We start from the raw sequence: 12,656 nt of genomic DNA on the forward strand, positions 1-12,656 counted from the left end.
CCGTGCGTATCGTGGGGTATGACCGGAGATTCATCGACCGTCGTCGGACGGTTGCGAAACGACGAGTACACGGGAGCGAACCGGTGTACGCCGTGTACGGCCGTCAACGTGATCATCGCCGTGGGGGTAAGCGCTCCGCTCGCGATAGTTTCTCCGCTTTTCGGCGCTGTGGTGTTCGCGCTGGCTATGGGCGCGATTTACTTCCGGGGATACCTCGTCCCCGGGACGCCGACCTTGACGAAGCGGTACCTCCCGGACAGTGTCCTCGCGAGGTTCGACAAGGGGCCGGAGCGATTTGGGGCGGATGCCGGCGACGAGTACGAGTTCGAGACGGCGAAGAAGATCGAGTATCGGAAGAAACACAGCGTCGATCCGGAGGAGTTCCTGGTCGACGTCGGCGCCGTGGAACCCGGAACGGACGACGAGAGACGATTGACCGACGAGTTCGCCTCGCTCGTCGACGAACACGTCGAACGCGTCGAGGCGGACGGCGTCGACGTCGACGATATCGTCGTCATGTTCGACGAGGATCCGGACCGGATTCAGTTCAAAGACCGCGATCACCCGGCGATCAGGGTCGTCCGTCGGGTTCGGGAGTGGCCCGCCGAGGGCGCGCTGGTGACCGACGTCGGTACCGATCGAGCGCTGCGCGAGTTGACCGACCGCTGGGCGGCCGTCCCCCTCGAGCAGCGCCTCGAGATGCTGGAGTCCCTACGCCTGTTCAAGAAGACGTGTCCGGCGTGCGGTGGCGACATCGAGCCGAGCGAGGAAACCGTCGAATCCTGCTGTCGGGCCTTTCCGGTGGTCGCGCTTCTGTGCGTCGAATGCGACCTCCGAGTGACGGAACTCGATCCGCAAGAAGTGGACGCTGGCATGATCGACTGGGATCTCGCTGGCGACCCTGGGATCGCGCGATAACCGGTCGATCAGGACCGTCCGCGGACGGGAGATCGTCGGCCCGCGATCCCGTCGATACCGCCGATACCCGTCCGTTCATCGGTACGATCGGTTCCGGGCTGGAGGTGCAGGGATCCTGTGTCGAGATATCGAGTTCACACCTCTCGAAACGGATCCCGACGGTGGACGGTCCCGTTCGGGCGATCGGATGATACCCAACCTGTTAAAGGGAATATTCCCGACCGGCTAAAGTATTACAGATCGCGCCCGCGGACCGTCTCCATTCCTGTCAACTCACGCGAGTAAATGATTTATACGGTTGCCAATAGCTATCGCATATGCCATTCGGAATCAACCGCCGAACGGTGCTCAAGACGAGCGGTGCAGCGGCCGCACTCTCCGCGCTGGCCGGGTGCCTCGGTGGAAGCGACGACGACGATGACAGGGAAACCGTCGTCCAACCCGGCGAGGGCATGGTCGAAATCGACTACGACGAGATCGTCGAGGGCGGCACGCTCCGCACGGCGATCGGTTCGGCCCCGCCGAACTGGGACCCGCCGGAGATCGGCGACACGACCTCGCGCATGGTCAGCGGGTCGGCGATCTACGAGTCGCTGCTCACCACCGACTACGAGGGGCAGATTCACCCCTGGTTGGCGACGGATTGGGAAGAGATCGAGGTGCAGGAGGTCGCCGAAGACGACTACCAGGACTACTTCGTCCCGGAAGACGACGCGACCTCCGATCCGCTCATCGTCTCTGACGATATGGTCCTCGACATGGAGGGCGGCCAGGCGGCCGCCGAGGACGGCGTCTTCGGCATGCAGGTCGAGTTCGACATTCGCGAGGGCGTCGAGTTTCACAACGGCGAAGCGCTCACCGCCGAACACTTCGTTCGCGGGATGCATCGCTGGGACGGATCCCCTCGCTGGGCGGCCGAGATGGACGACTGGTTCCTCCACGCTGAGGCGCCAGACGACCACACGTTGGTGCTGTACTCCCAGCTTCCCGACGCGGACTTCTACTACAACATCGGTCGGCATCCGTTCCCCGAGGAACAGTGGGACGCCGAACCCGGCGACGTGAGCCCGCTCGCCGAACACGATCCAATCGGGACTGGCGTCTACCAGTTCCACGAGTACGAGGACGAATCCTACGTCATCCTCCGGCGCTTCGACGACCACTGGTTCGACCCCGAAGAGTACGAGGAGAGCCACCCCGACGACGACTTCGAGCTGCCCGACGGCTTCCCGGAGCGGCCGCCGATCGAGGAGATCGACATCGAGATCATCCCCGAAGACCCGAGCCGGTCGGCCGCTCTCCAGGACGGCATCGTTGATCACGCGTTCGGCCTGGAATCGGACACGTACACCGACTTCGACGACTCGGAGGAGTTCCGCGTTTCGGCGGTCACCAGCGGCGGCTACCTGTACCTCTCGTATCCGGTCCAGCTGGAACCCTGGGACGACTCGCGCGTCACCCGCGGTGTCAACCACATGGTCCCCCGTCCGCAGATCGTGGACACCGTCTTCGACGGCTGGTCGACGCAGGCTTCCCTGCCACTTTCGCCCACGTCCGACTACGCGGGCACGCACGACTACGAGGCGATCGAGGAGGAGCTCGCCCCCCACAGCGAGTACGATCTCGAGACCGGCACCGAGCTCGTCGAGGAGGCTTTCGACGACCTGGGAATCGAGACGCCGTTCGAAGTCGAGATCATGACGAACTCGGACAACGACGACCGCGTCGACAGCGTCGGGTTGATCGCGGAGTCCATGGAGAACTCCGGCCTCTTCGAGGTGGATATCGAGACCTACGAGTGGGGTCGGTTCCTCGAAATCGTCACGTCGGGCGAGATGTACCAGGAGAACACGCTCATCTGCGGCGGACTATCCTCGGGCTGGAGCCCGGACGGCTACGCGCGTGCGGTGTCCCATCCGGATCATCACGGTGGCGTGTGCTGTAATCGGGGACACTACGAGAACGATCAGGTCACCGAACTGATCGACGGCGCCCGATACGGCGGGGAGGTCGTCGGGGAGGAGAACATCGATAATCGTCGGGATACCTACGAAGAGCTCTGGGAGACGGTGCTCGAAGACCCGCCGGTCTCCTGGATCCAGTTCGAGATGGAGGTCGACGTCATCCGCGACGACGTCGTCAAGGGCTGGAACGCGTTCCCGTTCAACGGAACGAAGTTCGACGCGGCTACGTTCAACCCGCCGTCGGGACAGGTCAGTTGGATCGAAGAAGACGACTGACCAAAACGAGGAGTTTCGGTCGATGGTTCGGCCGAATTCGCGTATCCTTCGGATGATTAGAATAGCCTCAAAACGCCTTCTTTCCCACTCGTCGGGGACTTTCGGCCGACGTGCGACCGTCTCAGCCAACGTCAGGACAGCGTGGAACACCCATCGTTTCGACCGGCAGATTCGGGCCGGCGAGCGATCAACTGTGCATCCCCACGGAGGGTGCTTGCCCAAATCATCCTCGTCCAGGAGTCCCGAGTGAAGTTAACGTTTGGTGACTCAAACGGATGGTTTCTGGCGGAGTCGTCGGTACGACGTGCGCAGATTCCTGTAATTGGTATCGTTACGTAAAGACAGTAAGCTTTTTATGGGCTTGAGAATACCTCCCATGTATGCCATTCAACGTGGATCGGCGAAAGGTGCTACAGACCACTGGTGCAGCGGCTGCGGTTTCGGCGCTTGCCGGATGCCTCGGTGGGAGCGAGGACGACGACGGAGAGACCGTCATCCAGCCCGGTGAGGGTATGGTCGAAATCGATTACGACGACATCGTCGAGGGCGGAACGCTCCGCACTTCCATCGGCTCGGCCCCGCCGAACTGGGACCCGCCGCAGATCGGTGACACGACGTCGAACATGGTCTGCGGGGTGATGGTCTACGAGGGGCTGCTCACGACGGACTACGAAGGCCAGATCCATCCGTGGCTCGCCACGGACTGGGAGGAGATCGAAGTTCAGGACATCACGTCCGAGGCCTACGAGGACTACATGGTCGAGGCGGACGAGCAGCCAGACATCCTGGAAGGTCCGACCGAGGACGGCATGGTCCTCACGACGGACGGCGCCCAGGAAGCGGCCGAGGACGGCGTCTTCGGCATGCAGGTCGAGTTCTCGATCCGTGAGGGCGTCCAGTTCCACGACGGCGATGAGCTCACGGCCGAACACTTCGTCCGCTCGCTGGACCGCTGGGTCGGTGCGAACCGGTGGGGCGTCGAGATGGTCGACTGGTTCCTCCACGCGGAGGCGACCGACGACCACACGCTCGTCCTGTACGCGCAGCTTCCCGACGCGGACTTCTACTACAACATCGGCCATGCGGTGTTCCCGGAACAGTACTGGGACGCCGAGCCGGGCGACGTCAATCCGCTCGAAGGCAACGACCCGATCGGCACCGGCGTGTGGCAGTTCGAGGAGTACGAGGACGAGTCCCACATCATCCTCCGGCGCTTCGACGACCACTGGTTCGACCCCGAAGAGTACGAGGAGAACCACCCCGACGACGACTTCGAACTCGTCGACGGCTTCCCGGAGCGCCCGCCCGTCGAAGAGATCGACTACGAGATCATCCCCGAAGACCCGAGCCGCTCCGCCGCGCTGCAGGACGGCATCGTCGATCACGCCTTCGGGCTCGCCTCGGACACGCTGTCGGACTTCGACGACTCCGAGGAGTTCCGCGTCTCCGCGGTGACCAGCGGCGGATACCTGTTCTTCGAGTACCCGAACCAGCAGGAGCCGTGGGACGACCCGCGCGTCTGTCGCGGCGTCAACCACATGATCCCGCGTCCCCAGATCGTCGACACGGTCTTCGACGGCTGGCAGACTGAGGCCGCGATCCCCCTCTCGCCGACGTCGGCCCACGCGGGGGTCCACGACTACGATGCGATCGAGGAGGACCTCGGCCACTACAACGAGTACGACCCTGACGCGGGTGCCGAGCTAGTGCAGGAAGCCTTCGACGAACACGGGATCGAGGCGCCGTTCGAGACGGAGATCATCACCAACTCCGACAACGACGACCGCGTCGACACCGTCGGTCTGATCGCCGAGTCGATGGAGAACTCCGGCCTCTTCGAGGTCGAGATCAACACGTACGAGTGGGGTCGGTTCGTCGAGATGCTGGTCTCGGGCGAACTCTGGGAGAACAACCAGATCATCACGGTCGGGCTCTCCTCGGGCTGGACGCCCGACGGCTACGCACGCGCCGTCTCCCACCCGGACAACCAGGGCGGGGCCTGCTGTAACCACACGCACTACGAGAACGATGAGGTCACCGAGCTGATCGACGGCGCCCGGTACGGACCGGACGTCGTCGGCGAGGAGAACATCGACAACCGCCGGGACACCTACGAGCAGCTCTGGGAGACGCTGCTCGAGGACCCGCCGGTCTCGTGGGTCTCGTTCGGCATGGAGGACGACATCCTCCGCGACGACGTCGTCAAGGGCTGGAACGCCTACCCGTTCAACTCCTCGAAGTACTCGGCGGCCATGTTCAACCCGCCGGCCGGTCAGGTCACCTGGGTCGAAGAAGACGACGACTGATCGATCGAGGCGTATCGCTCGCCAACCACCGCACCATATTACCAATTAATTGACTCAATGAGCCTTCGACGATTTGTCATAAAACGGTTACTCCTGGTGATTCCGACGTTGATCGGGGTGTCGATAATCACGTTCGCACTCGTACACCTCACGCCCGGAGACCCGGTCGCTTTCATCATCGATATCGACCCGAACGTCACGGAAGCCGACCGCGACCGGGTCCGAGCCGAACACGGACTCGATCGTCCGGTATACGTACAGTACCTCGACTGGATGGCGGGCGTCGCACAGGGGGATTTCGGACAGGAGTTCAGCACCGGTCGGCCGGTGTCGGACATCATCCTCACGCGACTGCCGCCCACGATCATGCTCGGCCTGTTCGGCTGGGTGTTCGCGATCGTCATCGCGGTGCCGACGGGTATCTACGCCGCGGTTAATCGACAGAAGCTGGGCGACGACATCAGCCGGTTCATCGCGCTGGCCGGAATCTCGATCCCCAACTTCTGGCTGGGTCTGATGTTGATCCTGATCTTCGCGCTGTGGATCGACCTCTGGCCGGCGGTGTACTCGGGACGCGGTGCGATCTACTCGCCGGACGCGCTCTGGTTCCTGATACTCCCGGGCGTGACGATCGGTACGGCGGCGTCGGCGAACATGATGCGGATTATGCGCCAGTCGATGGCCGAGGAGATGAACAAGGAGTACGTCACGACCGCGAGAGCGAAAGGCCTACCGGAGCGAACGGTCATCCTCAAGCACGTGCTTCGGAACTCGTTGATCTCCGTCGTGACGGTCGCGGCGTTCCTGACCGCCGGCATCGTCGCCGGTTCGGTCGTCGTCGAGGTCGTCTTCTCGTGGCCGGGGCTCGGCTTCGAGCTCATCAGCGCGATCAACGAGCGCGAGTACTACGTGGTCATGGGGATCACGCTGTTCATCGGGATCGCGATCATCATCATGAACCTGGTCGCCGACCTGGCGTACGCATTGCTGGACCCACGCATCAGGTACTGAGGGTATTCAAACATGTCTACTGAACGAGGAAGGATACGAATTACCGGTTTCGACCCGGAACGCGTACGGGAACGAGAGCAGCTCTCCGACTGGGTGGAAGAATCCGGTGGAGAAACGACGAGTCGCTACAAGCGGGCCTGGCGGCGGTTCAAACGCAACCGGACGGCGATGCTGGGGCTGGTAGTGGTCAGCATCATGGTCGTCCTGTCGGTCCTCGCCCGGCCGATCACGCTGTTCGGCGTCCCCGTCCAGCCGATCTCGCTGGCGCCGTACGATCCGGGCGCCCAGCTCGCGCTGGACCCGGACGTCATGGCCGGCACGTACGAGCCGCCGTCGTGGGACCACCCGATGGGAACCGACAACAATAGCCGGGACCTGTTCTCGCGGGTCCTGTACGGCGGCCGATACAGCATCTCGATCGGCTTCATCGTGGTCGGCATCACGATGACCGTCGGCGTCGTCGTCGGTTCGATCGCCGGCTACTACGGCGGCTGGATCGACGAGATCATCATGCGGCTGCTCGACGTGATCTTCGCGTTCCCCGGTCTCGTGCTGGCGCTGGTGCTGGTCGCGATGCTCGGCGGAAACTACTGGACGATGGTCGCCGCGTTCAGCATCTTCGGGTGGGCCGGCTACGCCCGCCTGATCCGCGGCGAGATTCTGAGCGTGAAAGAAGAGGAGTACGTGATGGCGGCGAAGGCGCTGGGCGCCCGCGACAGACGGGTGATCTTCAGACACGTCGTTCCGAACGCGATCTCTCCGGTGATCGTCCAGGCGACGCTGGCGCTGGGTACGGTCGTCATCGGCGTCGCCGCGCTCGGATTCCTCGGCCTCGGACTCTCCCCGGGTACCGCAGAGTGGGGTACCATGCTCGACGACATGCAGGGGACGCTGATCCAGGGTCCGGGCGGTCGGATCCCGTGGTGGGCGACGATCTTCCCGGGCGCCGCGATCTTCATCTTCGTGATGTCTATCAACATGATCGGTGACGGAATCAACGACGCGTTCGACGCACAGGCCGGAGACGTCCAGACCGGACAGGGAGGTGGATGAAATGGCCCTGCTCGAAGTCACGGACCTCGACGTCCGCTTCTACACGGACGAGGGTGTCGTCAACGCCGTCGACGGCCTCTCCTATCGCATCGAGGCGGGGGAGAAGTTCGGCGTCGTCGGCGAAAGCGGGGCCGGCAAGAGCGTGACCGCGCTCTCGCTGATGCGCCTGATCGACAACCCCGGACGGATCGAGAGCGGGGAGATCCGCTTCAAGGGCGAGAACATCCTGGAGATGAGCGACGAGGAGATCCGGTCCATCCGGGGCAACGAGATCGCGATGATCTTCCAGGACGCCCAGACGGCGCTCAACCCGGTCTACACGATCGGCGAACAGATCGCGGAGGCGATTCGTCTCCACCTCGATTACGACAAGCAAGAGGCGAAAGAACGAACGATCCAGCTGCTCGACAAGGTCGGCATTCCGGAGGCCGAAGCGCGATACTCCGACTATCCCCACCAGTTCAGCGGCGGAATGCAACAACGTGCCGTCATCGCGATGGCGCTGTCGTGCGACCCCGACCTGCTGATCTGTGACGAACCGACCACGGCGCTGGACGTGACCATCGAGGCTCAGATCCTGGGACTGATCGAGGAGCTGGCCGACGATTTCGACACCGCGATCCAGCTGATCACGCACGACCTCGGCGTCGTGGCCGAGGTCTGCGACCGCGTGATGGTCATGTACGGCGGCAAGCCGGTGGAGAAGGCCCCGGTCGAGGATCTCTTCTACGATCCCAAGCACCCCTACACGGTCGGCCTGATGAGCTCGATCCCGAGGCTGGGCGACCAGAGCGATCGTCTGCAGACGATTCCCGGCACCATGCCGGACCTGGTCGAACTGCCGCCGGGGTGCAGTTTCCACCCGCGCTGTCCGTTCGCAGAGGAGGTGTGCACGTTGCAGGAGCCGCCGCTCGTCGATCCGACGACCGGCGAGGACGCGTCCGGCGTGTCGGCTGAGCGAGCGGCGTCGTGTCTCGAGTACACGGGAGATCTACAGGACGGTCTCGACTACGAAGTCGCCGTCCAGGGCGAGCCGACGGACGCGCAGGCGCCGTACGCGGAGGGTGATCGCTGATGGTACGATACGACGAAGATCCGATCGTTCGCGTCGAAGGGCTGAAGAAGTACTACAGAGCGAACGAGGGATTCGTGGAGAACCTGCTGGGACAGACCCGGTGGGTCAAGGCCGTCGACGACGTGGACCTCGAGTTGTACCCGGGAGAAACCCTCGGCATCGTCGGCGAGAGCGGCTGCGGGAAGAGCTCGCTCGGCCAGACGATGTTCAGGCTGATCGAACCGACCGACGGCTCCGTCTACTATCGGTACGAGGAGGAATCCGAGGACGGTACCGTCACCGAGAAGGAAATCGATCTCACGGAGATCTCGAACAGCCGGATGCGCGATCTCCGGAAGGACCTCCAGTACATCTTCCAAGACCCGTTCTCGAGTATGAACCCCAAGATGACGGTCGGCGACATCATCGGGGAACCCCTCGACATTCACGGGCTCGCGAGCGGTCAAGAGCGCCAGGATCGCGTCTACGAACTGCTGGAGATCGTCGGACTGAACCCGAGTCACGCCAACCGGTTCCCCCACGAGTTCTCGGGCGGCCAGCGCCAGCGCATCGGTATCGCTCGATCGCTGGCCGTCGACCCCGAGGTCATCATCTGCGACGAGCCGGTGAGCGCCCTCGACGTCTCCGTACAGGCCCAGATCCTGAACCTGCTGGAGGACCTGCAAGAGGAGTTCGACCTCTCGTACATCTTCATCGCACACGACCTGAGCGTGGTCGAGCACATCTCCGATCGCGTCGGGGTCATGTACCTCGGCGACATCGCCGAGATCGGCACCACCGAAGAGGTCTTCGCGCCGCCCCACCACCCGTACGCGGAGGCGCTGCTGTCGGCCATTCCGGAACCCGATCCCCTCTGGGAGGGCGATCGCATCATCTTGCCCGGGAACGTGCCGTCGCCGCTCGATCCCCCGTCGGGGTGTAAGTTCCACACGCGATGCCCGCACGTCATCCCGCCCGAGGAATATAACCTCGAACAGGACGACTGGCGGTCCCTGCTCGACTTCAAGCTCCGGTTGCGCGGCGCGGAATCGATCGATGCGGTGATGTCGGTCGAGGAAGGTACCGATACCGAAGAGATCGACCCGGCCGACCTGGACCAGGCGACCGTCGACGAGCGCGTCCGACGGGAGTTCGGTCTACCGGCGCGGATCCAAGATTCGCAAGTCGAACACCTCCTCTCCCAGACGATCGAGTATCTCGCCGCGGGGAGCATCGAGGAGGCCCGCGAACTCGTCTCCGACGCGTTCGTCTCGCCGTGCGAGGTCGACGAACCGGAGGCGATCCCGACCGGCGGGTCCCAGCGGATCACCTGTCACCTCTACGACGACGAGTACGACCGCGGGCAGATCGGTTCGACGCCGCGGGGCTTCGACGCCGCCTCGGCCGACGACTGATCGGATCGCAACCCTTTATTCGGTGCCGTCCCTGTACTCACCAATGCGACGGATCTACGAGTCTTCGGCGATCCACCGCGACGAGGACGATCCGTTCTCGCCGGGACTGCGCGGGAAGAACGACGAACCGCAGTCGTTTCGGTCCGTTCCGTCTCGAATGCTCAGCCACCTCCTGGTTCCCCGTGGGATCCGACACAGCGCGATCTCCGTCTCGGTGACGACACCGTCGACGGAGTACGACCGACTGACTCGGATCCCGTTTCGCGTCGAGATGCGAAACCCGCTGCCCGTGCCGATCACGCTGGCGACGGATTCGCCGCTCGTCTGGACGTGGTCGGTCGACGGGATCGAAGAGGCGTCTCACGTTGCCCTTCGGGATCCAGGCGACGAGCGGGGCTCGCTAACGTTCTCGCGCGGCGAACGGAAGGTAGTGTCCCGGACCTGGGACCAAACGTTCCGGGTCTCCGAGTCCGAGTGGGAGCACGCCGAACCGGGCGAGTACACGATCGCCGCCCGAGTCAACGTCGACGGGGCGGAGGACGGCGCGCTCTCCGACGACGTGACCGTTCGGATCCGCCCCGACTGACGGTCGCTGACGGTCCGCGACCGTGGGAGTGTCGGCGAGATACCGGTTCGGTACTACCGAGATCCGGTGTCGACGCGCGGGTCCAGTACCGTGTAGGAGACGTCCTGGACGATGTTGCCGACCACGCCGACGGCGATGACGACCATGGTGCCACCGAGCAGGACGGGGAGGTCGCGAGCCTCGATGGCGTCGAACAGTAACAGTCCCAGCCCCTCGATCCCGAAGAGCACCTCGATCACGAAGATCGCCAGAACGAGCAACGCGAGCGCCTCGGTGAATAGCATCGAGAACATCGGGATCGCCCCGTTCCGGACGACGTGGATCGCGACGCGCAGCCGGCTCGCGCCTTTCGCCTTCACGAGGGTCACGAACTCCGCACTGGCGTACTCCGCGGCGTGTGCGCGGGTGAAGCTGACGTAGCCGCCCAACAGCGACGTCGCGGTCAGGGCGACGGGTAGCGCGTGGTCGAACAGCAGCGAGGAGTCCGGAACCGCGCCGCCCGCCGCGAGCGAGAGGAGCATGCCGCCGACGTAGAAGTTCGGCAGGGCGAACAGGAGGTACGCCGTGCCCACCCCCGAACCGGCGAGGCGGCTCTCGGGGTGCAACGCGGCGTAGACGCCCAGGGCCAGTCCGAGCGCGACGGCGACGACGATCGCCGGCAGCACGTACATCGCCGTCCGCCAGGTAGCGTCGACGACCATCGGGAAGACGGCCTCGCCGGTCTGGAACGAATCGCCCCAGTCGAGCGTGAACATGCTCGTCGTCCAGTCGACGTACTGTTCGTGGAGCGGTCGGTCGAGGTCGCGCTCGGCCAGATACTCCTGGACGACGGCTTCCGCCTCCTCGTCCGAAAGGCCGCCGCCCCACTGTTGCATGGCGACGTCCTGTTCGATGTTCCAGTTTCGCGTGAACGAGAACAGCGCGAAGACGACGGTGAGCACGCCCCAGGCGGCGACGACGCCGAGCGCGATACGCTGGAGGAAGGTTCGGGCGAGGCTCATCCCGACCTCCGTCCGGCGCTGCTGGGGGTGCTCCGATGGCGGCCGAACGCGGTTCGACGCGGGTCGCCACGGCTGTGAGTCCGCGGAGGGCGTCCCGGCACCACCCCCATCGGCGGCGATTGCAAGCGGCGGGAGGGCATTGTCGCTTCGTTTTCAGTTCTCGAAGAAAAAGGTACTGATTCCGTCACCTATGTCTCCACTCATATAGCCAAATTTATGTTACCGGGTTTGGGACCGTTCTGGTGTGTTCCATGCAGGATTCTGACGGGACGTCGCGATTCGACCGCGTGGACTGGTCGGAAATCCCGACGGCCCAGCGTCGGGTTTCGGTCGAGCACCTGACGATGCTGGTCGGAATCGGACTGCTTGGATCGCTGTACGCGTACGATCGCGCTACCGGCGGCTACCTCGTGTTCGACTGGTATCTCCAGCGCGTGGATTGGGTATTCGTCGCGGGTTGCGTCGTGATCGTCGCGTACGTCGGCGTACCCGCGGTACGCAATCGTGACGTGACTCGTCGGGCGTTCCGGCACCTGCTGTCCCGCCCGTCCACTGCGGCGGCGACCGCCCTCCTCGGCGCGTTCGTCTTTCTCGGACTCTTCGGGCCGCCCGTGATCGGTTCGTCCGAGTTGCGCCTCGAGCACAGTTTCCATCCCCCGTACGGCGCGACGGTTCCCCGGGCCGCCGTCGGGAACTGTCTCGGCGATCTCACCCCCGTCGAGGGTTCGATCCACCAGCACTGTCACGGAACGTTGTCCGCCTACCCTTTCGGGGCGAACGGGGACGGGATCGCCGTCGATTACCTCGTCGCGGACGGGGCGCGGACGGCGCTGTACGTCGCGGTGTTCACGGCGGCGTTCGTCGTCCCGCTGGCGGCGGCGGTGGGCGTGGTCGCGGGGTTCCGTGGCGGGCTGATGGACGACCTGCTGATGGCCTACGTGGACGTCCAGTTGTCGATTCCGGCGATCATCGTCTACGTGATCGGGTACATGTACTGGAACCCGTCGCTGCTGTTGCTGCTGGTGACGTTCGGGCTGTTGAGCTGGGGCGGAATCGCGCGGCTGGTCCGCAG

Annotated in this window: 10 protein-coding genes; 9 read left to right on the plus strand and 1 reads right to left on the minus strand. The window is 64.1% G+C overall.

Annotated features, from left to right (window positions below; all coding sequences use genetic code 11):
- Positions 1–18: 18 nt before the first annotated feature.
- The 8 genes from QZT59_RS14140 to QZT59_RS14175 all read left to right on the plus strand — a co-directional run bounded on the left by QZT59_RS14140 (position 19) and on the right by QZT59_RS14175 (position 10,583).
- Positions 19–918 (plus strand): hypothetical protein, encoded by a 900-nt coding sequence (locus QZT59_RS14140; RefSeq protein ID WP_290817728.1) that lies wholly within the window; start codon positions 19–21, stop codon positions 916–918.
- Between the two features lie 317 nt (positions 919–1,235).
- On the plus strand, positions 1,236–3,158 hold the full coding sequence (locus QZT59_RS14145; protein ID WP_290817730.1) for an ABC transporter substrate-binding protein: 1,923 nt from the start codon (positions 1,236–1,238) through the stop codon (positions 3,156–3,158).
- 380 nt (positions 3,159–3,538) lie between these two features.
- Positions 3,539–5,464, plus strand: coding sequence for an ABC transporter substrate-binding protein (locus tag QZT59_RS14150; protein ID WP_290817733.1), 1,926 nt, complete (start codon positions 3,539–3,541; stop codon positions 5,462–5,464).
- A 57-nt stretch (positions 5,465–5,521) separates the two neighbouring features.
- Positions 5,522–6,475 carry an ABC transporter permease gene (locus QZT59_RS14155; RefSeq protein ID WP_290817736.1) on the plus strand — a complete coding sequence of 318 codons (954 nt, stop codon included), beginning with the start codon at positions 5,522–5,524 and terminating at the stop codon, positions 6,473–6,475.
- A gap of 12 nt (positions 6,476–6,487) precedes the next feature.
- Positions 6,488–7,528 carry an ABC transporter permease gene (locus QZT59_RS14160; RefSeq protein ID WP_290817739.1) on the plus strand — a complete coding sequence of 347 codons (1,041 nt, stop codon included), beginning with the start codon at positions 6,488–6,490 and terminating at the stop codon, positions 7,526–7,528.
- A 1-nt stretch (position 7,529) separates the two neighbouring features.
- A complete protein-coding gene (locus QZT59_RS14165) occupies positions 7,530–8,603 on the plus strand; it encodes an ABC transporter ATP-binding protein (RefSeq protein ID WP_290817742.1) in 1,074 nt (357 codons plus the stop codon).
- Positions 8,603–9,997: an oligopeptide/dipeptide ABC transporter ATP-binding protein gene (locus tag QZT59_RS14170; protein WP_290817745.1), complete on the plus strand. Its 1,395-nt coding sequence runs from the start codon at positions 8,603–8,605 to the stop codon at positions 9,995–9,997. Before QZT59_RS14165 ends, QZT59_RS14170 begins: the two co-directional genes overlap by 1 nt.
- A 43-nt stretch (positions 9,998–10,040) precedes the next feature.
- Positions 10,041–10,583, plus strand: coding sequence for a hypothetical protein (locus tag QZT59_RS14175; protein WP_290817748.1), 543 nt, complete (start codon positions 10,041–10,043; stop codon positions 10,581–10,583).
- Between the two features lie 53 nt (positions 10,584–10,636).
- Here QZT59_RS14175 and QZT59_RS14180 read toward each other — a convergent pair whose 3' ends face one another.
- Positions 10,637–11,584, minus strand: coding sequence for an ABC transporter permease (locus tag QZT59_RS14180; RefSeq protein ID WP_290817751.1), 948 nt, complete (start codon positions 11,582–11,584; stop codon positions 10,637–10,639).
- A 251-nt stretch (positions 11,585–11,835) separates the two neighbouring features.
- On the opposite strand from QZT59_RS14180, the gene QZT59_RS14185 reads away from it, so the two are divergent.
- On the plus strand, positions 11,836–12,656 hold an 821-nt coding region (locus QZT59_RS14185; RefSeq protein ID WP_290817754.1), incomplete at its 3' end, for an ABC transporter permease.

This window comes from Halovivax sp. (assembly GCA_007119345.1).
Taxonomy (GTDB): Archaea; Halobacteriota; Halobacteria; order Halobacteriales; family Natrialbaceae; genus Halovivax.

Excerpts from the sequence above, each read along its gene's own strand:
- QZT59_RS14140 (WP_290817728.1), top strand. The coding sequence starts at position 19 with ATGACCGGAGATTCATCGACCGTCGTCGGACGGTTGCGAAACGACGAG.
- QZT59_RS14145 (WP_290817730.1), top strand. The coding sequence starts at position 1,236 with ATGCCATTCGGAATCAACCGCCGAACGGTGCTCAAGACGAGCGGTGCA.
- QZT59_RS14150 (WP_290817733.1), top strand. The coding sequence starts at position 3,539 with ATGCCATTCAACGTGGATCGGCGAAAGGTGCTACAGACCACTGGTGCA.
- QZT59_RS14155 (WP_290817736.1), top strand. The coding sequence starts at position 5,522 with ATGAGCCTTCGACGATTTGTCATAAAACGGTTACTCCTGGTGATTCCG.
- QZT59_RS14160 (WP_290817739.1), top strand. The coding sequence starts at position 6,488 with ATGTCTACTGAACGAGGAAGGATACGAATTACCGGTTTCGACCCGGAA.
- QZT59_RS14165 (WP_290817742.1), top strand. The coding sequence starts at position 7,530 with ATGGCCCTGCTCGAAGTCACGGACCTCGACGTCCGCTTCTACACGGAC.
- QZT59_RS14170 (WP_290817745.1), top strand. The coding sequence starts at position 8,603 with ATGGTACGATACGACGAAGATCCGATCGTTCGCGTCGAAGGGCTGAAG.
- QZT59_RS14175 (WP_290817748.1), top strand. The coding sequence starts at position 10,041 with ATGCGACGGATCTACGAGTCTTCGGCGATCCACCGCGACGAGGACGAT.
- QZT59_RS14180 (WP_290817751.1), bottom strand. The coding sequence starts at position 11,584 with ATGAGCCTCGCCCGAACCTTCCTCCAGCGTATCGCGCTCGGCGTCGTC.